Annotated in this window: 24 protein-coding genes; 5 read left to right on the plus strand and 19 right to left on the minus strand. The window is 63.7% G+C overall.

Annotated features, from left to right (window positions below; translation table 11 throughout):
* Window positions 1-25: 25 nt before the first annotated feature.
* On the minus strand, window positions 26-730 hold the full coding sequence (bcsS, locus tag SPHV1_RS14365; protein WP_054946725.1) for a cellulose biosynthesis protein BcsS: 705 nt from the start codon (window positions 728-730) through the stop codon (window positions 26-28).
* Between the two features lie 138 nt (window positions 731-868).
* Between bcsS and SPHV1_RS14370 the strand changes: the two genes are divergently transcribed.
* The 3 genes from SPHV1_RS14370 to SPHV1_RS14380 are packed head-to-tail and all read left to right on the plus strand — an operon-like array spanning window position 869 to window position 2815.
* Window positions 869-2089 (plus strand): PP2C family protein-serine/threonine phosphatase, encoded by a 1221-nt coding sequence (locus SPHV1_RS14370; protein ID WP_082431018.1) that lies wholly within the window; start codon window positions 869-871, stop codon window positions 2087-2089.
* Window positions 2086-2409, plus strand: a complete 324-nt coding sequence (locus SPHV1_RS14375; RefSeq protein WP_054946726.1) for an STAS domain-containing protein — start codon at window positions 2086-2088, stop codon at window positions 2407-2409. The genes SPHV1_RS14370 and SPHV1_RS14375 overlap by 4 nt, the downstream gene beginning before the upstream one ends.
* Window positions 2393-2815 carry an ATP-binding protein gene (locus SPHV1_RS14380; RefSeq protein ID WP_054946727.1) on the plus strand — a complete coding sequence of 141 codons (423 nt, stop codon included), beginning with the start codon at window positions 2393-2395 and terminating at the stop codon, window positions 2813-2815. The genes SPHV1_RS14375 and SPHV1_RS14380 overlap by 17 nt, the downstream gene beginning before the upstream one ends.
* On the opposite strand, the gene SPHV1_RS14385 is transcribed toward SPHV1_RS14380, so the two are convergent.
* The gene (locus SPHV1_RS14385; RefSeq protein ID WP_054946728.1) at window positions 2806-2994 is read right to left on the minus strand and encodes a hypothetical protein; all 189 of its coding nucleotides are present in this window, start codon (window positions 2992-2994) and stop codon (window positions 2806-2808) included. The two genes, SPHV1_RS14380 and SPHV1_RS14385, sit on opposite strands and share 10 nt — an antisense overlap.
* Window positions 2991-4823, minus strand: a complete 1833-nt coding sequence (locus tag SPHV1_RS14390) for a glycosyltransferase (RefSeq protein ID WP_231634685.1) — start codon at window positions 4821-4823, stop codon at window positions 2991-2993. The genes SPHV1_RS14385 and SPHV1_RS14390 overlap by 4 nt, the downstream gene beginning before the upstream one ends.
* A 406-nt stretch (window positions 4824-5229) precedes the next feature.
* Between SPHV1_RS14390 and SPHV1_RS14395 the strand changes: the two genes are divergently transcribed.
* Window positions 5230-6030, plus strand: coding sequence for a DUF2189 domain-containing protein (locus tag SPHV1_RS14395; protein ID WP_054946803.1), 801 nt, complete (start codon window positions 5230-5232; stop codon window positions 6028-6030).
* A 6-nt stretch (window positions 6031-6036) separates the two neighbouring features.
* Here SPHV1_RS14395 and SPHV1_RS14400 read toward each other — a convergent pair whose 3' ends face one another.
* The 14 genes from SPHV1_RS14400 to cyoA form a co-directional block, all read right to left on the minus strand.
* Window positions 6037-6723 (minus strand): cytochrome c family protein, encoded by a 687-nt coding sequence (locus SPHV1_RS14400; RefSeq protein ID WP_054946730.1) that lies wholly within the window; start codon window positions 6721-6723, stop codon window positions 6037-6039.
* Between the two features lie 3 nt (window positions 6724-6726).
* Window positions 6727-7092 (minus strand): cytochrome C oxidase subunit IV family protein, encoded by a 366-nt coding sequence (locus tag SPHV1_RS14405; protein ID WP_054946731.1) that lies wholly within the window; start codon window positions 7090-7092, stop codon window positions 6727-6729.
* A gap of 18 nt (window positions 7093-7110) precedes the next feature.
* Window positions 7111-7806, minus strand: a complete 696-nt coding sequence (locus SPHV1_RS14410; RefSeq protein ID WP_054946732.1) for a heme-copper oxidase subunit III family protein — start codon at window positions 7804-7806, stop codon at window positions 7111-7113.
* 22 nt (window positions 7807-7828) lie between these two features.
* A complete protein-coding gene (locus SPHV1_RS14415; protein ID WP_054946733.1) occupies window positions 7829-8467 on the minus strand; it encodes a heme-copper oxidase subunit III in 639 nt (212 codons plus the stop codon).
* Complete coding sequence (locus SPHV1_RS14420) at window positions 8464-10212, minus strand: cbb3-type cytochrome c oxidase subunit I (protein ID WP_054946734.1); 1749 nt, start codon at window positions 10210-10212, stop codon at window positions 8464-8466. The genes SPHV1_RS14415 and SPHV1_RS14420 overlap by 4 nt, the downstream gene beginning before the upstream one ends.
* The gene (locus tag SPHV1_RS14425; protein WP_054946735.1) at window positions 10212-11081 is read right to left on the minus strand and encodes a cytochrome c oxidase subunit II; all 870 of its coding nucleotides are present in this window, start codon (window positions 11079-11081) and stop codon (window positions 10212-10214) included. Before SPHV1_RS14425 ends, SPHV1_RS14420 begins: the two co-directional genes overlap by 1 nt.
* A gap of 147 nt (window positions 11082-11228) precedes the next feature.
* Window positions 11229-11609 carry a winged helix-turn-helix domain-containing protein gene (locus tag SPHV1_RS14430; protein WP_054946736.1) on the minus strand — a complete coding sequence of 127 codons (381 nt, stop codon included), beginning with the start codon at window positions 11607-11609 and terminating at the stop codon, window positions 11229-11231.
* A 15-nt stretch (window positions 11610-11624) separates the two neighbouring features.
* Complete coding sequence (locus SPHV1_RS14435; protein ID WP_054946737.1) at window positions 11625-12173, minus strand: response regulator transcription factor; 549 nt, start codon at window positions 12171-12173, stop codon at window positions 11625-11627.
* Window positions 12170-13465, minus strand: a complete 1296-nt coding sequence (locus SPHV1_RS14440) for an ATP-binding protein (protein WP_054946738.1) — start codon at window positions 13463-13465, stop codon at window positions 12170-12172. Before SPHV1_RS14440 ends, SPHV1_RS14435 begins: the two co-directional genes overlap by 4 nt.
* Complete coding sequence (locus tag SPHV1_RS14445) at window positions 13459-14148, minus strand: SURF1 family protein (protein WP_054946739.1); 690 nt, start codon at window positions 14146-14148, stop codon at window positions 13459-13461. The genes SPHV1_RS14440 and SPHV1_RS14445 overlap by 7 nt, the downstream gene beginning before the upstream one ends.
* A 71-nt stretch (window positions 14149-14219) precedes the next feature.
* Entirely contained in the window at window positions 14220-14612 is a 393-nt protein-coding gene (gene cyoD, locus SPHV1_RS14450; RefSeq protein ID WP_054946740.1) for a cytochrome o ubiquinol oxidase subunit IV, read from the minus strand.
* Complete coding sequence (cyoC, locus tag SPHV1_RS14455; protein ID WP_054946741.1) at window positions 14612-15256, minus strand: cytochrome o ubiquinol oxidase subunit III; 645 nt, start codon at window positions 15254-15256, stop codon at window positions 14612-14614. The genes cyoD and cyoC overlap by 1 nt, the downstream gene beginning before the upstream one ends.
* A 3-nt stretch (window positions 15257-15259) precedes the next feature.
* Window positions 15260-17266, minus strand: a complete 2007-nt coding sequence (gene cyoB, locus SPHV1_RS14460) for a cytochrome o ubiquinol oxidase subunit I (protein WP_054946742.1) — start codon at window positions 17264-17266, stop codon at window positions 15260-15262.
* 4 nt (window positions 17267-17270) lie between these two features.
* Complete coding sequence (cyoA, locus tag SPHV1_RS14465; protein ID WP_054946743.1) at window positions 17271-18524, minus strand: ubiquinol oxidase subunit II; 1254 nt, start codon at window positions 18522-18524, stop codon at window positions 17271-17273.
* Window positions 18525-18715: 191 nt separating this feature from the next.
* Here cyoA and SPHV1_RS14470 point away from each other — a divergent pair, with 191 nt between their 5' ends.
* Window positions 18716-20041, plus strand: coding sequence for an MFS transporter (locus SPHV1_RS14470; protein ID WP_054946744.1), 1326 nt, complete (start codon window positions 18716-18718; stop codon window positions 20039-20041).
* An 84-nt stretch (window positions 20042-20125) separates the two neighbouring features.
* On the opposite strand, the gene cueR is transcribed toward SPHV1_RS14470, so the two are convergent.
* Window positions 20126-20530: a Cu(I)-responsive transcriptional regulator gene (gene cueR / locus SPHV1_RS14475; RefSeq protein WP_054946745.1), complete on the minus strand. Its 405-nt coding sequence runs from the start codon at window positions 20528-20530 to the stop codon at window positions 20126-20128.
* Entirely contained in the window at window positions 20527-22875 is a 2349-nt protein-coding gene (locus SPHV1_RS14480) for a heavy metal translocating P-type ATPase (RefSeq protein ID WP_054946746.1), read from the minus strand. The genes cueR and SPHV1_RS14480 overlap by 4 nt, the downstream gene beginning before the upstream one ends.
* Window positions 22876-22992: the final 117 nt, after the last annotated feature.

Here is a 22992-nt window from a genome sequence, read left to right on the forward strand (position 1 = left end):
CCGCGGCACTGGCGCGGCGGGTGGGCTAGAATACGCGGCTGACACCGAGAGCCACGTAAGGCTTGACGTTGCGGCCCGCCTGGTCGGTAATACCGCCCGAGACGAGGCCCTGCCATCGGCCGGTAATGCGGGTCGAGACGAAGCCGCCGACGCTCCTGCGGGTATAGCTGCGATCGCCCTGTATGCCCCCTTCGACGCCGATGCGCGTGTCGCTGCCGCCGTCGACCAGCGGGCCGAAGCGGGCCTGCGTGATGTAGGCGCGGTCGTTGATGCCCAGCGAGCCGAACCAGGTAAGACGCCAGGCATTGCCGAGCGCACCGTCGGTCTGAACTGCTGCATCGATCCTCGTGCCGCGCATGCGGTTGCCCGGATCGTCGGGCTTGAGGCTGGTGTCGGTGAGGCGTGGGCCGGCCGAGAAATTGGCCCAGCCCCAGTCGCCCGAGGTCTGGTAGACCAGCGCGACTTCGGCATTCACATATGTGGCGTCGATGCGCTGGCCATTCGCTTCGTAGCGGTATTCGCCGCCGCCGCCACCCGCGCGCAGGGCAAGTCCTTCGCCAAGGCGCGCGCCGGGCAGGGCCACGACCGCGCCGGCATAGCCGTTCGCGCCATCGCCCACCGATCCTCCGGCATAGGCAACGCCCGAATCCTGCGCGAGAGCAGGGACGGAAAATGCGAAAGTGCCGGCCGTAACGAGCCCGGCAGTCAGGAATTTGTTAGTGATGTTCATTCGGCATTCGATCCTGGTCGGCCGTGCCCCCGGCATTCGGAAAACACTGGCTCATTGCGGAACCTACCGAGAGTTGTTTGCCAAAAGGTAACCATTTCCGAAGATAATTTCCGAACGCTTTCGCAGTTTCCGGATCCGATGCAGAACTTCCCAGCCAGCCCCGTGCGCTATCATCTCGAAGTGCTTGTCGTCGATGACGACGACCTGATGAGCGACGTTCTGGCGGCACATCTCGAAGCGCTCGGCTGCAAGGTCGCTTCGGCGGCCAGTGGCGAAGAAGCGCTGGTACTGCTGGCAGGCAAGCCCGTCGACCTGCTCGTCACCGACTGGCAGATGCCGGGGATGGACGGCCTCGAACTCGTGCGGCAGGTTCGCGCCGGGCGCAGCGAGGACAGTTACCTGCATGTCGTGATGATGACCGCACGCAACGACGAAGTGGTTATCCGCAGGGCGATGGAAGCTGGCGTCGACGATTTCTTCTTCAAGCCCTTTGAGCAGGTCCAGCTTGAACTCGCAGTACAGAGCGCCCAGCGCAATCGCTTGCTTCATCGCCGCCTGCAGCGCCGCAACAGCCTTCTCGAAGTAGCCCATCGCCGCACCCAGGAGGCCCTTGAGCGGGTTCGGGCCGACCTTGACGCGGCTACGGCGCTGCATGAGCGCCTCCTGCCCACGGAAGGACTCGTAGGGGCGCTCAATTTCCGCCACCTCTACCGCCCTGCGGCCATGCTCGGCGGCGATTCCATCGGCGTATCGCCCTTGCGAGAGGGCGGAGCGCTGTTCTTCCTGATCGACGTGCGCGGCCATGGCGTGCCCGCAGCGCTCGATTCCTTCCATCTGCACCACCGCATCAAGCAGCTTCGCCCGACGTCGCCGCGCGATCTCGCCCGGTCGCTCGAAGCGATCAACCGCGAGATCCTCGACCGGGGTGACGAGAGCTATGCGACGATAGCCTGCGGCCTCGCCCGACCCGAGCGTGAGGAGTGCTGGATGGTCTGCGCCGGCCACCCGCGCCCCCTGATCGCGATAGACGACAAGGTCCTGATCCCCGAAGTCGATTACGGAATGCCGGTCGGCTGGTTCGACACGGCATCGTGGAAGCCGACACGCTTTGACTTCCCTCCCGGTGCGCGACTGGTGCTATATTCGGACGGCGTCACAGAATGCAGCAACAGTGCAGGGCAGGAGTTCGGCGTGGACAGGCTGGTACGGACACTGGCGAGCAATGCCGGAAAGCGGATACGCGATTTCGTGGGCGCCTTGGAACTGGGCCTGCTCGCAAGGCGCTCGAGCGCCGGCTTCGAAGACGACATCTCGCTCCTCGTGATTGAGAACAAGATTCCGGAGATACAATCGGCATGACGGGCAACACGCAGATCCTGAGGATCCTGATCCAGCATCCCAGGCTCGATGCCGCGGCAGCGCCGGCCTTTCGCGACGAAATGGCGGGGACTTTCGCGAACCGTCCCGAGCGCGTGCTGCTCGACCTTGGACAGGTCGAATTCATCGACAGCACCGGCCTTGGCGTGCTCGTCTCGCTGATGAAGCAGATGGGACCGGGCGGCAGGATCGCCGTGGTCGGCGCCAATGCGGCGGTGCGTCGCCTGTTCCAGATCACGCGGCTCGATACGCTGTTCGTGATCTGCGATACCGAAGAACAGGCAGATGTCACTCTCGGCTGACCGGCCCGGCGTCATCGCCATTGCGGCGAACCTCGCAGAGGTCCGCCGACTTGCCGCTTTTCTCAAGGACTTTTGCGTCCGTGGGGGAGTGGTTGAAGCCGCTTCTCTCGATCTCGAACTGGCGCTGGTCGAGGCCGCGAACAACGTCGTCGAACACGGCTACACGAATACCGGGCAGGGCGAGATGACGCTGGAGGTCAGCCTTGCAGGCGACGAATTGCGCCTGGTTCTGACTGACGGTGGCTCGCCGGTTCCGGAAGGGTACTTCAGCCAGTGCCGGGTGGTCGATCTCGACGCCACCCATGGGCGCGGTTGCAACATCATTCAGGCCTGCGTCGATGAGATAGACTATGTCAGTGCGGGGGGCTTCAACCGCCTCACGCTGGTAAAACGGCTTCAGTCCTGAACCTTGTCGAGCGCCGTCGCCGCATCCTTGATCGGGGCGGCGTGATCGGGCGCCGGCTTGCCGGCTTCGCGCTGGAGGTTGCGATCCTCGATCTGCACGACGAGAGCTCCGGCGACGATCAGTACCACGGCGGTGATGATGTGGCTGCGGCCGCGGCGCAGGTTCTCGCGAATGCTCATGCCACGCTCTCCAGCTTTGATGTTTCGTCCTCCGGCTTCCAGAAGGCTGCGCGCACCATGATCGACATGGCAAGGATATTGTTGAGGCCCCACAGACCGTTGGCGATCAGCCCGCCAAGGCTGTAGCCGCCGCCGACAGTGAAAAGCCGGAGGGCGCACCAGGCGAAGCTGAACAGTGTTGCCGCCATGATCGCAATCTGGGGCCAGACAAGGCGCAGGTGATTGCCTTCCTGCCGCTGCTTGGGCGTGACCGGGAAGGAGATCTTCCTGCGCCGCACGACTGCCCACAAGGCGCGCAGCGATATCGGGAAGCTGGCGAGATAGGAGACCTTGCCCTTGAACCCGGAGAGACCCCAGGTGCCCATCAGGAACGCCAGCTCGTTGAGGACGAGAAACGGCATCGCGCGCATGAAGAAGTCGCCGGTATAGGCACTGACCGGCGGGATGGCGGTGGTCATGTAGATGATCGGCGCCAGCAGGAAGACGAGATTCCACAGCGCACCGAGGTACGACCAGAAAGTCGTGAGATACATGACCCGCTGGGCCATCGACATGCCCGGGCGCGTTACCGGGTTGTCGTGAAAGAAGATGTCGAGGCTGCCGCCTGCATACTTGAAGCGCTGGACCGTCCAGGCGCGCAGGTCCTGCGGCGAGAGCATCTTCGATTCCACTTGCGGATGCAGCACTGTCTTCCAGGTGCGCTCCTTGTCCTGGTGAAGGACGATGGTCGAATAAATGTCTTCCGAAACGTGGAACTTGTAGGGCGTCAGTTCCTGTTCCTGCGCGGCCTGCCAGCGGGCGAGCGCGTCTTCGTCGGCATTGCGGGGGCGCAGCAGGCGCGCAATGCGCGAGCGCGCATTGGCGGGGTCATGGGCGATCGCATCGGCGTAGGCGCGCAGCGCGACGAACATGACCGCCTCGCGCCGGTGGATCGACCCGGCCCCGCAGCAGAACGCCGCGTTCCAGGGATTACGGCGGCGCTGGATGATATCGTAGAACATCGCCGGATCGTTGGCGAAGGGATCCTCTCCGACCCGGATTTCGCCGAAGACTGTCTCGATCGCCTTGCCGAGCAGTCGTCCCGGCGATCCGGCGTGGCGGCCCCAGACGTCTTGCAGCCGCTCGCCTTCGGGGATGTCGTAGAACCATTGCGGAGTCTGGACGATGGCGACGTCGGGATCGCGAAAGTAGCCCAGCGTATGCTCGAGCATCGTCGGGAAGGGTCGGGTGTCGGCATCGCAGATGACGATGAAGTCGCCGCTCGTGCGCTCCATTGCATTGCGCAGGTTGCCCGCCTTGAATCCTGCATTGTTGTCGCGGGTGATGTAGCCGACGCCTTCCTCTTCGCAGACCCGTTGCATGTCCGCGCGCCGGCCGTCGTCGAGGACATGGATGCGAAAGTCTATGGAGTGGGGGTAGGCGACCTGCCTCGCATCGCGGATCGAGAGGCGGACGAGTTCCACGTCCTCGTTATAAGTGGCGATGAACAGGTCGACGGAAACGGGACGATCGACGGCTTCGCCTTCGCGCACGCATTCGGTGATGGAAGCAGGCGGTTCCCGGCGCGGATAGTCGCGCGTCTTCCACAGGTTGGCCGTGAAGAGGAACAGGCCGAAGTAGGCGCAGGTCTCGGCCACGACCATCGGGATCGCGAACCACAGTGCGTCCATGTTGAGCGAACTGGTCCAGCGCCACCAGATGTAGACTGCACCGGCGACCAGGGAACAGATCGCCAGGAACTGCCATATCAGTTCGACGCTGCGCGATTGTGGCAGGGGCGCGGGCGGACGCCGGTTCTCGAACTTCGTAAAGTAGAAGTCTGCGCTCACGTTTGCCCCGTTTGCCTTGATCGCCCGGACCATGCTCCGGAACGGGCGTAAATATCTAGGGCAAGGGCTTGTAATGTCCACGAGTTTGGAGGCCCGGCAGACTCGCTTATCGACGAACCGATTCCGCTATTGGAACGGTTCGTTGAAGTTAACTGCGATGTAGTCACTTGCAGTTATCAGTTATATAACTGTGCGAAAGTGTCCGGAGTGCTTGCCATTGCGCGATGCGAAGGCGTATTGTCGGGCATCAATCGAAGCCTTGGGGGCAACCCCGAGCTGAGATTTTGACTGACCGCGCTTTCGCTTACCGGCAATGCGGTATCCGATTGACGCCCTTGGCCATGATCCCGGCTGGGAGTTGCAGGCAGAACATTTCCCCTCGGCTGAGAGCGTGGGAGAGATGTCCATGGCAATAGCGCGTCCAGCCGGCTCACTTCATGCCGGCGATGAGATCCACATCCGCAAGATCGGCCTGCATGACCTGATGACGGCCCTTGCCCAGGGATGGGACGATTTCCTCGACAAACGGGGAGATCTTGTTTTCGTCGGGCTGATCTATCCTGCGGCGGTGATGCTTGCGGGCATCTATGCCTACCAGGAATCGGTGCTGCCCCTTGTTTTTCCGATCGTGGCCGGTGCAGTCCTGCTTGGACCTGCCGTGGCGAGCGGATTCTATGAACTGGCCCGGCGCCGGGAACTGGGTCTCGATGCCCGCTGGCGGCACTTCCTCGATGTCTTCCATGGCCCTGCGGCCCTTTCGGTCATCAGCCTTGCCGCGGTGGTCGCGATGCTCTTCGTGGTCTGGCTGATCGCGGCCTGGTATATCTATGCCACGACCTTCGGCGCAGCCCATCCGGATGCGGCCCGCAACGTGGGGACCTTCTTTGAGACCGTGCTTTCGACTTCGGAAGGCTGGCGGATGATCGTCATCGGTAACCTCGTTGGTTTCGGCTTTGCCGTCGTCGTTCTGGCGATGAGCTTCATTTCCTTCCCGATGATGGTCGACGACCGCGTCGACTGGGGTACTGCAATGCGCACGTCGGTTCGCGTAGCCATGAAGAGCCCCGGCACGACGGCGATCTGGGGTGTCATGGTGGTCGCAATGCTGGTGCTGGGAGCGCTTCCCGCGCTGATCGGGCTGGCGGTGGTGCTGCCAGTGCTCGGCTACGCGACCTGGCACCTCTATACCCGGGCAGTGGTGCGCTGAGCGCCACTACTGTGCCGCCGTTTCCCCGATCGGCTGTTTGGGTCGTGGAAGCGGCGGCGCACTGCCGCCGAGCGTGGCGAGATAACGAATGACCGCGGCACGGTCCTCGGGCTTGCGCAGACCGGCAAAGCCCATCTTGTTTCCCGGAATGTCCCGCGCGGGTGAGGCGAGATAGTCGAACAGCTCGGCGTAGGACCAGTTGCCGGGTTCCGACTTCATGGCATCGGAATAGGCGAAACCGGCGTGAGAGCCGATATCGCGGCCGACAACGCCCCACAGGTTCGGCCCGATCCTGTTCGGACCGCCTTGGGTGAAATCATGGCAGCTGGCGCAGACCTGGGCCTTGGCCTGACCGACTTGCGGGTCGGCATCGGCGAGCAGGGTGCCCAGGTCGACGGGTGCGGCCTGCGGCTGCGTAGTGGGAGCGGCAATCGGCATCGGCTCGCGGCTGCCCATGCCGTGCATGAAGGCCATCATGCGCGCCCGCTCGCTTGGGTCATGCATGGCGTTGGGCCAGCCCCGTTGCACCGCGCCCATGTCCATCGGTGCCGCATTGTCGCCCATCGGATCGTAGCCGAGCTCGCTGGTCGGAGGCTTGCTCATGAGGTGATCGAAGAAGAAATCCAGTCCCCAGGCAACGCCGACCGCCGCCGCGATGCACATTCCCGCTGCCGTCCATCTCGACCGGATCATGGTTCAGCCTCCTCCGCCGAAGAAGATCGCCCGGGTCCAGAACGTGTAGTCGGACTCGAACAGCATGATCCGCACCAGCACCAGCAGGACCAGCGGTGGGACCAGGATCGCGTAGATCAGCGACAGTCGTTCCCAGGCCATGTGCATGAAGATCGACACGATCAGCCCGGCCTTGAGCAGCATGAACACGATGATCAGCGTCCAGCGCACGATCCCCTGAACGTGGAAGTAGTCCACGAGGTAAGACAGCGTGGAGAGTACGAAGAGGTAGCCCCAGACCTTGAGGTAGAGGCCCAGCGGGTGTTGTTGCCCCTCGGCATGGGCCGGAGCGGTCTGGGCCTCTTGGCCGGTCGCGGTGTCATGGTCCATGCCTTGCGTCCTTTCGCGTCACCACAGGTAGAAGAAGGCGAAGATGAAGACCCACACGAGGTCGACGAAGTGCCAGTAGAGACCGGCGATCTCGACGGCCGAGTAATCGCCCGTGCGGTCGTAGTGCCCGCGCAGGACCAGCGTCGCGACGATCAGCAGCATGATGACCCCGCAAGTCACGTGGAGGCCGTGGAAGCCGGTAATCATGAAAAAGCTGGCACCGAACTGCGGCGCACCCATCGGGTTCGCCCATGGGCGCACGCCTTCCTCGACGATCAGCTTGGTCCATTCGAACGCCTGCATGCCCACGAAGGTCGCGCCGAACAGTGCGGTGGCGAACATCAGTGCGGCGGTCTTGCGGCGGTCGCCGCGGTATCCGTAGTTCACCGCCAGCGCCATCGTGCCGCTGGAACTGATCAGCACGAATGTCATGATCGCGATCAGGATCAGCGGGATCGGTTGTCCGCCGATGGATAGCGCGAAGACTTCCGCCGTATTGGGCCAGGGCAGGCTCGCCGATGCGCGCATCGTCATGTAGGCGGTAAGGAAGCAGGAGAAGATGAAGGTATCGCTGAGCAGGAAGATCCACATCATCGCCTTGCCCCAATGGGTATGGCGAAAGACCTCCTGATCCGCAGACCAGTCCGCGGCAATCGACTGGATGCCCTGCGCGGCGTCGCGCGGTTCCAACTGGCTTGTGGTTACGTGGTCCATGATCCCATCGTCCCGCCTCTTCTCAAGTCACTACCAGCAGTGCAGCGAGCAGCAGCCACACCGCGAGCAGGTAGTGCCAGTAGATGGTGCAGAGCCTGACATTGCGGCAGATCCGCTGCCCGTCGGCGCGCATCGCCATCTGGCCCAGCGTGCGACCGCCTGCGAAAATCCCGCCCGCCAGGTGGAGGCCATGGATCGCGGTCAGCAGGTAAAAGAAGGCATTGGCGGGATTGGCTGAGAGGTAATAGCCCGCGGTCTGATAGTGCCACCACAGCAGGACCTGCCCGACGAGGAACAGGACTCCCAGCGCATTGCCGGCCATCACCATCGAACGCATCCGGGTTACGTCGTCCCTGCGCGAGGCGCGGGTCGCCGTTTCCCAGGCGAGGCTGCTGAGTACCAGAATTCCGGTGTTGATCCACAGCAGGGGCGGCTCGGGCATCGGGCTCCAGTCCTCGCCCGTCCCGTGATCGACTGCGCTGGGTATGCCCATGCGCACCAGATAGGCCGCCGCGATCAGGGTAAAGATGACGGTGGCGACGCCGAAATAGACGTAGACGCCGACCGTTGCCGCTGCCGGGCGATAACTGTCGGGCTCGCGATATTCGGCAATGCCGGGGGTCTCCCAGCTCTTTTCGGCAAGGCGCGAGATAAGGCTCATGACGCCGCTTCCTCGGAAGGCGCTTCGGCAGATGGTGGCTCATTCTGCGGGATGAAGTCGCGCGATGCATGGGGCACGCTGTAGTCGTAGGCCCAGCGGTAGACGGTGGGCAGGTGCGGCCCCCAGTTGCCATGGCCCGGCGGTGTCTGCGGCGTCTGCCATTCAAGGCTTGCCGCCCCCCAGGGGTTGGGATCTGCCTTGGGGCCGCGGAGCAGGTTCCAGATCATGTTGTAGAAGAACAGGAACTGCGCGGCGAAGACGATGATCGCGGCCACCGAGATTGCCTCGTTGGCCAGGTGCGCGGATTCGGGAATGAAGCTCGTCTCGCCCAGTGCGTAATAGCGGCGCGGAACACCCAGGATGCCGAGGTAATGCATCGGCAGGTACACCGCATAGACGCCCAGGAACGTGACCCAGAAATGGACCTGGCCCAGCGTCTCGTTCCACATCCTGCCGGTGATCTTGGGATACCAGTGGTAGATCGCCCCGAAGATCACCAGGATCGGCGAAACTCCCATGACCATGTGGAAATGGCCGACGACGAAGAAAGTGTCGCTCAAGGGCACGTCAACGCTGACATTGCCAAGGAACAGGCCGGTCAATCCGCCGTGGATGAATGTGAACAGGAAGGCGATGGCGAAAAGCATCGGCACACGCAGGTGGATGTCGCCGCGCCACAGGGTCAGCAGCCAATTGTAGACCTTGATCGCGGTCGGAATCGCAATGATCAGCGTCGAGGTTGCGAAGAAGAACCCGAAATACGGGTTCATGCCCGAGACGTACATGTGGTGCGCCCAGACCAGGAAGCTCAGCCCGCCGATGATCACGATCGCCCAGACCATCATGCGGTAGCCGAAGATGTTCTTGCGGGCGTGGACGCTGATGAGGTCGGATACGATCCCGAAGGCGGGCAGGGCGACGATGTAGACTTCCGGGTGGCCGAAGAACCAGAACAGGTGCTGGAACAGAAGCGGACTGCCGCCCTGCGTGTTGCTTTCCTGCCCCATCGTCATCATTGCCGGCATGAAGAAGCTGCTCCCCAGCAGATGGTCGAGCAGCATCATGATGGCCGCCACGAACAGCGCGGGAAAGGCCAGCAGGCCCATGATCGAGGCGATGAAGATGCCCCACACGGTCAGCGGCATGCGCATCAGCGTCATGCCGCGGGTGCGCGCCTGCAGGACGGTGGTCACATAGTTGAGGCCGCCCATGGTGAAGGCGATGATGAAGATCGCAAGGCTGCCCAGCATGGTTACGATGCCCCACTGGTTGCCGGGCGTGCCTTCGCTGATCGCCTGCGGGGGATAGAGCGTCCAGCCCGCGCCGGTCGGGCCGCCGGGCACGAAGAAGCCGGAAACGAGCACCAGTACGGAGAGCAGGTAGATCCAGTAGCTGAGCATGTTGACGAAGGGGAACACCATGTCCCGCGCGCCGATCATCAGCGGGATCATGTAGTTGCCGAAACCGCCCAGCAACAGCGCGGTCAGCAGGTAGACCACCATGATCATGCCGTGCATGGACACGTATTGCAGGTAGTTTTCAGGCTGGATCCAAGGGAACAAGCCTGGGAAACCGAGCTGCAGGCGCATCAGCACCGACAGCACCAGCGCGACGAGGCCGATGGCGATGGCCGTCACGCCGTACTGGATGGCGATGACCTTGTGGTCCTGGCTCCAGACGTATTTGCCGACCCAGGTCTTGGGATGATGCATCGGCCTCAGGTCGTCGGCAATCGTCGTAGCCATCAGCGCACCCCCCAGGTTGCTGGCGTCGAACAGGAATTGGCTTTGCGGAACATTTCCGTAACCGCATCGGGGCTGGACATCGCCAGGAGCTGGTTGAAGCTCTCCTGCTGGCCCAGCCATGCCTCGAAGCTCTCGCGCGGTTCGACCACAACGGTGCCGCGCATCTCGTGATGACCCACTCCGCACAGTTCCGCGCACAGGATGTCGAAAGTTCCGTTGGTCGTCGGCGTCATCCAGAAATAGGTGACGAGGCCGGGCACGAGATCCATCTTGGCCCGGAATTCAGGCACGTAGAAGTCGTGAAGCACGTCCTTGGAGCGCAGCACCAGCTTGACCGACTTGCCCTTGGGCAGATGCAGTTCGTTGCCCTGCACGAGAATGTCGTCGCGGCCGAACGGATCGAGCGCATTGACGCCGAAGGGGTTGTCCGGGGTCATGTACTGGACGCCAGCGGTGCCCAGCACGCCGTCAGGTCCGGGGTAGCGGAAGGTCCATTGCCACTGCTGCCCGATTGCTTCGACGACGGCGGCGTCCTTGGGCACGTCCACGTACTTGCCCCAGGCGACGAGGCCGGGCGCGAGCATTCCGACGATCCCGAGACCGGTCCAGAAGGTCAGCGTCTTTTCAAGGCGGGGGTTCTCGGGCGCATAGTGAGCGCGGTTACCGGGCCGGTGGCGGAAGCGGACAATCGCAAGCGCGAGGAACAGGTTGAGCGAGATGAAGGCAATCGCGCAGATCACCAGGGTGATGTGCAAGGCGGAATCGATCGAGTCCCAGTTCGACGCAAGCGGCGTCTGCCACCACGGACTGAGCAGGTGGAACACGATCGAGCCGAGCACGAGCGCCACTATGGCGATCGCAACGCGCATAGGCATCTCCCCCTATTACCGGGCGAGCCTTTGCCGTTTTCAGTGGCAAGTTTCGACTCGCCGGGTCGGAATTAACCGACGCGAAGAACTATAGAGAAAAACGCACAGATAAGGAAGCTTGGCGCGATTCGGCCCTGTTGTCCGGCGTTACTCGCTTTGGCTGGGCAGAGGCTCACGACGCAGCCCATCCTTGAGAAACGCGTATTCCTCGGATGCCTCGGCCTTGGCAAGAAGGTCCTGCAGGGCGCGATATCGCAGGAGGGCCTGTTCGCCCAGTGCGGAAAGCCGGGCCCCGCGTTCATGGCTGCCGCCGGCCACCGTTTCCACCAGCGGTTCGGCCCAGCAACGGTTCATCGCGTCGACCAGCAGCCATGCCCGGCGATAGCTCATGCCCATCGCGCGTGCCGCGGCCGAAATGGAGCCTTCGCGCCCGATCGCTTCGAGCAGGTCGGCCTTGCCCGGACCCATGGCGATTTCGTCTCCACAATAGAGGCGCGCGTGCAGCTTGAGGCGGGGCGTTTCGGGCATGCCGCAATAATGGCCTCAAATCCGGCGCTTTTCCAGCTTGCGTGCCAAAGTGCGACGATGCAGCCCCAGACGGCGTGCGGCTTCGGAGATGTTGAAGTCGCACTCGACAAGGGTCTGGTGGATATATTCCCACTCCAGCGTCTTGATCGAGCTCTTGCGCCCGTCGACCGGGACATTGGGATCGCCCTGTGCGCTGGAGAAAGCGGCTTCGATGTCGTCGGTATTCGAAGGCTTGGCAAGATAGTGTGCCGCGCCCAGCTTGATCGCCTCGACCGCCGTTGCGATGCTGGCATAGCCGGTGAGAACGACGATATGCGTATCGGGCCGCAGGGCGTGCAGCGACTGGACGACCGCTAGGCCGGAATCGTTGCCCAGCTTGAGGTCGACCACGGCATAGTCGAAGTCCCCGGCGCGGGCGAGTTCATCTGCCTCGGCGGCCGATGTGGCGGAGGCGACGACATAGCCGCGTCGCTCGAACGAGCGGCGCAAGGTGCGCCCGAAGGCCGGATCGTCCTCGACGATCAGTAGGGTCGGCTTGTCTTCGCGCGGCTCGCTCGTGCTCATGCCTGATTGTCCTTGCCATAGGCCAGCGATTCAAGCGGCAGGATCAGCCGCACGGTCGCGCCGCCCGCTTCGCGGTTCTCGACGATGACCCGGCCGCCCAGCTTGCGCACGACGTTGACGACGAGAAACAGGCCGAGGCCGCCGCCGTCGCGTCCCTTGGTCGAGGAATAGGGCTGGCCGACGCGCCGGAGCATCTCTTTCGGGAAACCCGGCCCGATATCGCTGACTGCGATGACGATGTCGCCGTTTTCGCGCGCGATCTCGAAGATGACAAGGTCCGGCGAGACTTCCTGCGCGTTATCGATGACGTTGCCGATGACCTGTCGCAGGCCGGGGTCGGCGACGATCGTCTCATCCTCTCCGAAGCGGTTCACGAAGCGCAGCTCGCCGTCCGTCCGGCTCTGCCATTCCTCGACGATCTCTCCGAACAGCGCATGGACCGTCGAGACGCTGGGATTCTCACCCCGCATTTCGCCGGCCGACATGAGGATGCCGCTGACAATGGTCTTGCAACGTTCCAGCTCGACTCGCATGTCGGCAAGGTCCTCGCCGAGTTCGCCATTGGCCCTGATCTCGGGCAGGTGGGCCCAGTCGCCAAGGATCACCGACATGGAGGAGAGGGGGGTGCCCAGTTCGTGCGCCGCGCCCGAGGCGAGCAGGCCCATGCGGATGATGTGGTCTTCCTCCGCGGCCTGCTGGCGCAGTGCCGCCAGCGCCTTGTCGCTCTCGCGCCGGTTGCGGTCGAGCCGCACCACGAAGAAGACGAGCAGCACCGCGGCGAGCAGGAAGCAGAACAGGCTGCCGAAGATGTAGAGCCGGAACGGGTTGTCGGAATGCGGCGCGGGCAGTTCGAGCGGCACGTACTGGAAGGTGAGCAGCACCATGCACAGGCAGGTGTTAAGCGCGACCAGCCAGCTCCAGCGGGGTTCGAGGATGACGGCGCCGATCACGATCTGCAGCAGGAACAGGAAGGTGAAGGGGTTGGTTGCGCCGCCGCTGTGGTAGAGTTGCCAGCACAGCGCGACGACGTCGATCATCAACGCCACGAACAGCTCGGCCTGCGAAAACGACCGGCGGCGACGGATCACGCTGGCTGAGCCGAGGTTCACAAGGATCAGCACCAGCGGAGCGATCAGCAGCGCGGCCAAGGGCAGGTGGACGTGCAGGAACTGCTTGACCGAGACGATGGTGATGAGCTGGCCGATCACCGCGATCCAGCGCAGTTGCATCAGAAGGACGATGCTGCGCCAGGTCTCGCTCCCGGAAGTCGGAAAGGCGGCGAGCCTCAACACGCCTGCCTGCTGCCTTTGCGCGTCCAGACGAAAATCATCGCGGCAATCGACATGATCGCCATGGCGAACCAGGTCAGGGCATAGCCGAAGTGATTGTCGGGGAAGTGGATCACGGTAAGGCCCGGCTTCGGAGTGAGCCCGCCGTGGGCCTTGCCGGCGGCGTTCTCGCTCTGGGCGTCGATGAAGACCGGGGCTGCCGGTCCAAGATGGCGCGACCGGGAAAGGGCCGCGATGTCGCGCGAATACCAGCGATCGTTGCCGGGCCGGTTCGATTGCAGCAGGCTCCCGCCCGGCTCATCCTCACGCACCAGCCCGATGACCGAGACGCGGCCTTGCGGCACGCCCTTGCGGACTTGCGCCAGCTTGCTCCCTTCGGGAACGAAGCCCCGGTTAATCCAGACCAGCCTGCCGTCGTCGAGGCGCATCGGCGTCATCGTCCAGTACCCGGTTCCCAGTTCGGTGGCCGCCCGCACCAGTGCGGAGGCCCGGCCGATATAGGTGCCGCGTGCGTTTACGCGAAGATATTCGGCGCTGTCGCTGCCTTTCGCGATCAGGTCAGCAGTGTCGGGCAGGGCGGCGGGCGCGGCATGGACGCGCGCGTCGACGCGGGCGATCAGCGCGTGCTTCCAGTGCATGCGCTGGATTTGCCACACGCCAAGCGCGGCAAAACCGACCGTCAGCAAAAGCAGAAGCGCGGCGAACCCCCAGGGCCGCCGCGCTTGCTTGATGTCCGGCCCTGCTGAGCGGGGCCCGGTCAGGGCAACTGCCCCATATCGTGGCTCATCGGCATCATGTTGTGATTGAGGTGGTACATGACCCAAAGCGAACCGGAAAGCGCGATCACGACTATGATGATCGTGAAGATCAGCGCCATGACCGTCCAGCCATTCTCGGCCTTCGTGTTCATGTGCAGGAAGTAGATCATGTGGACCACGATCTGCACGATGGCGAAAGCCATGATGACAAGGGCCGTCGCCTGCTTGTCGGCGATGGCCCCGGTCATCACCAGCCAGAACGGGATCGCGGTCAGGATGACCGAGAGGAAGAACCCGATCAGGTAGTCGCGCATGGAGCCGTGGCTGCCGTGATCATCGTGGTGATCGTCGGCGTGCGGGTGCGGGTGGACGTGGTGGTCTGCAGCGCTCATCACAGCATTCCCATGAGATAGACGAAGGTGAAGACGCCGATCCAGATGACGTCGAGGAAGTGCCAGAACAGCGAGAGGCACATCAGGCGGCGCTTGTTGGCCGGGATGAGGCCCTTCTTTGCGATCTGGGCTACCAGCGTGAACAGCCAGACGAGACCGAAGGTGACGTGCAGGCCGTGAGTGCCCACCAGCGAGAAGAACGCGGTGAGGAAGCCCGAACGCATCGGCGTTGCACCTTCGTGGATGAGGTGCGCGAACTCGTAAAGCTCGATCGCGAGGAACGCGGCGCCGAACACTGCGGTGACGAGCAACCAGATCTGGGTCTGGCCGACGCGGTCCTTTTCCATCGCCAGCATGGCAAAGCCATACGTGATCGAGGAGAAAAGCAGCATCGCGGTGTTGAGCGCGACGAGCGGCAGCTCGAACAGGTCCTTGGGCCCGGGCCCCGCTGCGAAGCTGCCGCCCAGGACACCGTAGGCCGCGAACAGCATCGCGAAGATGAGGCAGTCGCTCATCAGGTAGATCCAGAAGCCGAGCATGGTGCTGCCGCCTTCGGGATGATCGTGCTCGTTCAGGTCGTAGAACGCGGCAGTGATCTCGACCGCGCTCGCCTCGGGCGATGATTGCATGGTGGTGGCGTTCATGTCTCAGGCTCCCGCCGCCGCAAGCTGGCGATCGCGCGCCGCCTCGGTCTCGATGACCGTTTCGACCGGGATGTGATAGTCGCGCTTGTAGTTGAAGGTATGGGCGATGGCGTAGCCGATGACTCCGGCGAACGAGAGGGCTGCCAGCCACCAGATGTACCAGATCATCGCGAAGCCGAGGACCAGCGAGAGACCGGCCAGGATCGCGCCTGCGCCCGTACCCTTGGGCATATGGATCGGCCGGAAGCCGCTGGTCGGACGCTGCACGCCGCACCGCTTCATGTCGTCCCAGGCGTCGATGTCGTGGACGATCGGCGTGAAGGCGAAGTTGTACTCCGGCGGCGGCGAACTGGTCGACCACTCGAGCGTGCGGCCATCCCAGGGATCGCCGGTCTCGTCCTTCAGTTCCTCGCGCTTCCAGATCGAGACGGCGAACTGCACCAGCATCGCGGCAATGCCGAGAGCGATCAGGAACGCGCCGAAGGCCGCAACGATGAAGAAGGGCTGGAGCGAAGGATCGTCGAACACGCGCATGCGGCGGGTAACGCCCATCAGGCCCAGGATGTAGAGCGGCATGAAGGCGAACCAGAAGCCGGGGATCCACAGCCAGAAGCTGACCTTGCCCCAGAATTCGTTCAGCTTGAAGCCGAAGGCCTTGGGCCACCAGTAGTTGATCGCCGCGAAGATGCCGAACAGCACGCCGCCGATGATCACATTGTGGAAGTGGGCGATCAGGAACAGCGAGTTGTGCAGCACGAAGTCGGCAGGCGGCACTGCGAGCAGCACGCCGGTCATGCCGCCGACCACGAAGGTCAGCATGAAGGCGACCGTCCACATCATCGGCAACTCATAGCGGATGCGGCCGCGGTACATCGTGAACAGCCAGTTGAAGAGCTTTGCGCCGGTCGGGATCGAGATGACCATCGTGGTGATCCCGAAGAACGAGTTGACGCTCGCGCCCGAACCCATCGTGAAGAAGTGGTGGAGCCACACGAGGTACGAGAGGATGGTAATGACCAGCGTCGCGTAGACCATTGACGAGTAGCCGAACAGGCGCTTGCCGCAGAAGGTCGAGGTGACTTCAGAGAAGACGCCGAAGAGCGGCAGGATCAGGATGTAGACCTCGGGGTGGCCCCAGATCCAGATCAGGTTCACGTACATCATCGGCGAGCCGCCGAAGTCGTTGGTGAAGAAGTTGAAGCCGAGATAGCGGTCGACCGTCAGCATCGTCATCACAGCCGTCAGCACCGGGAAGGCGGCAACGATCAGGACGTTGGTGCACAGCGAAGTCCAGGTGAAGATCGGCATGCGCATCATGGTCATGCCCGGCGCGCGCATCTTGACGATCGTCGCGATCAGGTTGACGCCTGATAACAGCGTGCCGACACCGGCTATCTGCAGGGCCCAGATGTAGTAGTCGACGCCGACCCACGGGCTGTAGGCGAAGTTGGACAGCGGCGGATAGGCCAGCCATCCGGTCTGCGCGAACTCGCCCACGAACAGGCTCATCATGACGAGAACCGCGCCGGCCGTCGTCATCCAGAAGCTGAAGTTGTTGAGGAACGGGAACGAGACGTCACGCGCGCCGATCTGCAGCGGCACGATGTAGTTCATCAGGCCGGTGACGAAGGGCATCGCCACGAAGAAGATCATGATCACGCCGTGGGCGGTAAAGATCTGGTCGTAGTGATGGGCGTTGAGGTAGCCCTCGTTGCCGTTGAAGGCGATCGACTGCTGAATGCGCATCATGACCGCGTCGGCAAAGCCGCGCAGGAACATGACGAGTCCCAGCACCATGTACATGATGCCGATCTTCTTGTGGTCCACGCTGGTGAACCACTCCTTCCAGAGATAGCCCCAGAGCTTGAAATAGGTCAGCCCGGCGAGCAGCGCCGCGCCGCCCAGGGCGACGACGACGAAAGTCGCCAGGACGATCGGTTCGGTGGGAATGGCATCCCACCACAGGCGGCCCAGCAACAGGCTCCAGTGCGAATGATCTACGGCTTCCATGTCGTCAGTTCCGGGAAATCAGGAGGGGGCGCGCCGGCGCGTCGTCGTTCTGGTCGAAAGCGACGGACTGCGGGGCGGAAAGGCCGGCGCCGGTCAGCGAACGCAAGCTGGCGGGGGCCTTCACGGTATTCTCAGGGGCCTTGCCGGGCTCCTGCTTGCACAGGGCGCGGACCCAGGCCAGTTCGCGCCTGGCGGCGGCGTCGGGATTGGCGTTCGCTTCTGCGGAGGCCCGGCGACCATACTTGTCGTAGGCGAGCATCTCGACATTGCGGATGCCGGCTTTGCCAAGGCCGCCGCGCGCGTCAATCGCCATCATCTCGCTCATGCACATCTTGCCCGGCTCCACGCACATGTCGAGGATGGCGCCATAGAGGTCTGCATCGACCGAGGCATAGCGGGCGACCGGGTTCTTCTCGCTCGGCTTTTCGAGCTGGAGGTAAGTCGCGCGGTCGAGTGTGCCGGCACTGTCCTTGCCCCCGGCCTTGACGCCGTCGGCCCACCTGGTGAAGTCCGCGCCGGTAACCGAGTGCGTGGCGAAGCGCATGTTCGAAAAGCCCGCGCCCGAGTAGTTGGCCGAGAGGCCGACGAAGTCGCCAGTCTCGTTCATCACCGCGTGCAGGCGCGTTTCCATACCCGGCATCGCGTAGATCTGGCCGGCCATGGCCGGAACGTAGAACGAGTTCATCACGCTCGACGAGGTGATCTTGAACTGTAGCGGGCGGTTGGTCGGCACGACCAGTTCGTTGACGGTTGCGATGCCCTGCTGGGGGTAGATGAACAGCCATTTCCAGTCGAGCGCGACGACTTCGACTTCGAGCGGCTCGGCATCGTGCGCAACAGCTGTCTGCGCGTCGATGCGGCCGATCGTGCGATAGGGGTCGAGCAGGTGGGTGGCCACCCAGGTCAGCGCGCCAAGGCAGATGATGATGAGCAGCGGCGCTGCCCAGATCACCAGCTCGAGCTGGGTAGAGTGATCCCAGTCCGGCTCGTAGGTCGCTTCCTTGTTCGACGCGCGGTACCGCCACGCGAAGAAGATCGTGAGCGCCATGACCGGAACGATGATCAGCAGCATCAGCACGGTCGAGATGACGACGAGGTCACCTTGCTGTTGCGCGACATCGCCGGCCGGGTCGAGCACGACCGAATTGCAGGCTGAAAGGGCGCCCGTCAGCGCCAGTGCGGCGGCGGTGCGGGCGACGGGGACTCGGGCCAGCGCGGACAGAAGGCGCGGCGATGGGGGAGACTCGGGAGAGCGCATGGCGCAGCGCCTAGGCCGATGCTGCGAATGCGAACATAGGACATTTTGTCCAATCCCCTTGATGGCGATCAATGACGATAGGGCGCAAATGTGACGTCGGGCGCTGCGTGCGTCCCGCAAGTGATTCGTCCGTGAAAGGCGCTGGAACGCGGCGCCGGGCACGGACCAGAAACAAAGGCCGCGAGATCCAGATGACCAGCACCCCCCAGACCGGCGAAGGAGTCCGCGAAGCCCTGGGCCTGCCTATCTTCAAGGAACATCACAAGCCCTCGCCGGGCGAAATCGCAATCGGCGTAATCATTGGCCGCACCTCGGAATTCTTCGACTTCTTTGTGTACGCCATCGCCTCGGTGCTGGTGTTTCCGCAGCTGTTCTTCCCCTTCGTCGATCCGCTGACCGGTACGCTCTATTCCTTCGCGATCTTCGCACTGGCCTTTATCGCGCGCCCGGTCGGTTCGCTCGTCTTCATGGCCATCGACCGAGCCTATGGCCGCGGCACCAAGCTGACGATCGCGCTGTTCATGCTCGGCGGATCGACGGCGGCCATCGCCTTCCTGCCTTCCTATGCCGATGCCGGCACCACCTCGATCTGGCTGCTGGCGCTGCTGCGCCTGGGGCAGGGCTTCGCGCTGGGCGGCACGTGGGACGGCCTCGCTTCGCTGCTCGCGCTCAATGCGCCGGAGAACCGCCGCGGCTGGTACGCGATGATCCCGCAGCTGGGGGCGCCGTTCGGCCTGATCGTGGCGAGCACGCTGTTTGCCTACATGATTGCCTCTTTGCCTGCCGCCGACTTCCTCGACTGGGGCTGGCGTTATCCGTTCTTCGTGGCTTTCGCCATCAACGTCGTCGCGCTCTTCGCGCGTCTGCGCATCGTGGTGACCGCCGAGTTCGAACACCTGTTCAACAGCCGCGACCTGCAGCCGGTCAGCGTGCTCGGCACGATCCGCAGCGAATGGCGTACCATCGTGATCGGTGCCTTCGCACCGCTCGCCAGCTTCGCGCTGTTCCACATGGTCTCGGTGTTCCCGCTGTCCTGGGTGTTCCTCTTTACCCGCGAAGCGCCGACGAGCTTCCTGCTCATCGAGGCGATGGCGGCAGCCTTCGGTGTCGTCGCGGTCATCGCTTCGGGCCGTCTGGCCGACAGGTTCGGTCGCCGCCGCCTTCTGGGCGCCTGCGCCGTGGGCATCGCTGTGTTCTCCGGTTTTGCGCCGCAGTTGCTCGATGCAGGCACGGCCGGTGAAATCGTGTTCATGGTGATCGGCTTCATCTTGCTGGGCCTTGCCTTCGGGCAGTCCTCAGGCGTCGTCGCCTCGGTCTTCGCAACCGAGCACCGCTATACCGGTTCGGCGCTGACCAGCGACCTTTCCTGGCTGTTCGGTGCAGGCTTCGCGCCGCTGGCCGCGCTGCTGCTGTCGGTCAACTTCGGCCTGATAGCCTCGGGCGGCTACCTGCTTTCGGGCGGGCTCGGCACGCTGCTGGCGCTCTGGTTCAACTCGGAGCTCGCAAGCCGCAATTGAGGCACCTGCGAGACGGATGTCTTGAGAAGGCCGGGATGTGCATTGCGCGTCCCGGCCTTTTTCCATCTTCGAGAGAGTAGGGGTTCAATCCCGGTTTCCGGCGTCTCCGGCAAGGCCGCGCAGGATCGGGCAGTCGGGCCGCTCGTCGCCGTGGCACTGCTCCGACAGGTCGCGCAGGGTTGCGCGCATGGCTTCGAGGGCCGCGATCTTCTCGCCCAGTTCATCGATGTGGCGCAGGGCCATTTCCTTGACTTCGCTGCTGGCCCGCTCACGGTTGTCCCACAGGTCCAGCAGGGCCTCGATTTCGCTGAGCGAGAAGCCGAGGTCGCGCGCATTGGCGATGAAATGCAGGCGGTGGACGTCCTGCGCGTCGTAGTCGCGATAGCCGCTGTCGCGCCGCAAGGGCGGCGGGACAAGGCCGATCTTTTCGTAATGGCGGATCATGCGCTGTGACACGCCGCTCCTGCGCGATGCCTCGCCGATGTTCACAGCGAGACCCGATTGAGGCGCAGGGCATTGCTGATGACGCTCACCGAGGAGAGCGACATCGCCGCGGCGGCGATGATCGGAGAGAGCAGGATGCCGAAGAAGGGATAGAGCAGCCCCGCGGCAATCGGTACACCGGCGGCATTGTAGAAGAAGGCGAAGAACAGGTTCTGGCGAATGTTCGCCATCGTCGCGCGGCTCAGGTGCCGGGCATGGACGATGCCTTTCAGGTCTCCCCGCAGGAGCGTAACCCCGGCGCTCTCGATGGCAACATCGGTGCCCGATCCCATCGCGATCCCTACGTCTGCCGCAGCGAGGGCAGGGGCATCGTTCACCCCGTCGCCCGCCATCGCAACGATCTGCCCTTCGGCCTTCAGCTTCGCGACGACCGCGCTCTTCTGGTCGGGCAGGACTTCCGCCTCCACGTCTTCGATCCCGAGTTTGCGCGCGACGGCCTGCGCCGTCGTGCGATTGTCGCCGGTGAGCATGACGACACGGATGCCGTCCGCACGCAGCGACTTGAGCGCCTCGGGCGTGGTGGCCTTCACCGCATCGGCAATCGCGACGATTCCGGCGGCCTTGCCGTCGATGCCGACGAAAATCGCCGTCGCACCATCGCGGCGCAGGTCATCGGCCTCGACGTGCATCGGCCCGGTGGCAATTCCGTGTTCTTCCATGAATCGGGCGTTTCCAAGCACGACCTTGCGGCCTTCCACGGTGCCGAGCGCTCCCTTGCCGGTAGGCGAATCGAACTCGCTAACGTCAGGAAGGGTGATCGACCGTTCCTCCGCGGCGCGGACGATCGCCGCGGCCAGGGGGTGTTCCGAAGCGCGCTCGACCGCGGCGGAGAGACGCAGCAGTTCGTTCTCGCTGCCGCCCTCGGCGGTGACGACCTTCACGACCGAGGGCTTGCCTTCTGTAAGCGTGCCGGTCTTGTCGACGACAAGCGTATCGACCTTCTCGAACTGTTCGAGAGCTTCGGCATTGCGGATCAGCACACCCATCCCGGCGCCGCGACCCACGCCGACCATTATCGACATCGGCGTTGCCAGACCCAGTGCGCAGGGGCAAGCGATGATCAGCACCGACACGGCGGCGATCAGAGCATGGGAAAAGCGCGGTTCCGGGCCCCAGATCGCCCAGATCGCAAAGGCGGCCACGGCGACGGCGAGAACGGTGGGCACGAAGAGGCCGGCGACCCGGTCTGCCAGCCCCTGAATCGGCGCGCGCGAACGCTGCGCTTCGGCGACCATCTGGACGATGCGCGCCAGCATCGTGTCTCGCCCGACTTTTTCAGCACGCACGATCAACGCACCGCTCTGGTTGATGGTGCCGCCGATGACGGTATCGCCAACGGTCTTCGTGACCGGCATGGATTCCCCGGTGATCATTGCTTCGTCGAGCGCCGAACGGCCGTCCTCGACCAGGGCGTCGACCGGAACCTTCTCGCCCGGACGCACGCGCAGCCTGTCGCCCGTGGCGATGTCCTCGATCGCGACTTCCGCCTCGCTGCCATCGTCCGCAATCCGGCGCGCGGTCCGCGGCGCCAATTCGAGCAGTGCCTTGATCGCGCCGGATGTGCGCTCACGTGCGCGCAGTTCGAGGACCTGTCCCAGCAGGACGAGGACGGTGATGACCGCCGCAGCCTCGAAATAGACCGGGACGGTGCCGTCGGCGTTGCGGAACGATGGCGGGAATGCGGAAGGGGCGAGCGCTGCGACCATGCTGTAGATCCACGCCACGCCGGTACCCATCGCGATCAGCGTGAACATGTTGAGGTTGCTTGATTTCACCGAGGCCCAACCCCGCTCGAAGAAGGGCGCACCGGCCCAGACGACGACTGGCGTCGCCAGCACCAGCTGGATCCAGATCGAGGTGCGCATCGGCACGAGGTGGTGGATCGCCGGAAACAGGTGTCCGCCCATCTCCAGTACGAAGACCGGCAGGGCGAGGGTGAGGCCGATCCAGAACCGCCGCGTCATGTCGATCAGTTCGTGGTTCGGACCGCTGTCGAGTGAAATCGTCTCGGGCTCCAGTGCCATGCCGCAGATCGGGCATGAGCCGGGATGGTTCTGCCGGATTTCCGGATGCATCGGGCACGTCCACACGGCGCCTTCGGGCACGTCCTCGGGCGGCGCGTCTGATGGGTTCAGGTAGCGCTCGGGATCGGCCTCGAACTTCTCCCGGCACCGCGCGCTGCAAAAGCAATGATCGCGCCCGTCATGCTCGCTGCGGTGCTTTGCCGTAGCGGGATCGACGGTCATGCCGCATACCGGATCGCGCACCGCTGCGTCGTCGTGCGCCGCGGCGTCGTGATGGTGATGGTGGCACTGCCCATGCTGCGTCATTGCTCGTCTCCAGAAGTGACGCAGCATGGAATGGACCCTGACACTATGTCAGAGTCAAGTGCAGTGAACTCGGTCGTTGCTCGGCCGCCCGATCTCGCGCGAAGGAACCTTACTAAG

Origin of the sequence: Novosphingobium sp. KN65.2 (assembly GCF_001368935.1) — a bacterium.
GTDB classification, from domain to species: Bacteria; Pseudomonadota; Alphaproteobacteria; order Sphingomonadales; family Sphingomonadaceae; genus Novosphingobium; species Novosphingobium mathurense.